Consider the following 361-nt stretch of genomic DNA (forward strand, 5'->3'; position numbering starts at 1 on the left):
CGGGGATCTCAAGGAAGGCGTCGCCGCCTTCTCGCAGAAGCGCGCGGCGGTCTTCAAGGGAGAATGGTGATGACGATAGAGATCAGGCCAACAGCGCTTGCCGACTCGCCCGTGCGCGGCTTCGAGATGCTGATCGACGGCAGATGGACGGCCGGCGCAGAAGGCCGGACGATCGACCGGAACGCGCCGAGCCACGGCATCGTCGTGAGCCGCTACGAGGCGGCGACCAGGATCGATGCCGAGCGCGCCATCGCCTCGGCGCGAAAGGCATTCGACCACGGCCGGTGGCCGCACGCGACGGCGTCGCAGCGCTCGCGGGTTCTGCTGAAGGCCGCCGATCTCATCGAGGCCCGCGCCGAAG

Annotated in this window: 1 protein-coding gene; it reads left to right on the forward strand. The window is 69.0% G+C overall.

The genetic code is table 11. The features are described from left to right. Window positions 1–69: 69 nt before the first annotated feature. Window positions 70–361: aldehyde dehydrogenase family protein (locus EH240_RS37605; RefSeq protein WP_125007321.1), on the forward strand; the 292-nt coding region annotated here is incomplete at its 3' end.

It is taken from the genome of Mesorhizobium tamadayense, assembly GCF_003863365.1.
Taxonomy (GTDB): domain Bacteria; phylum Pseudomonadota; class Alphaproteobacteria; order Rhizobiales; family Rhizobiaceae; genus Mesorhizobium; species Mesorhizobium tamadayense.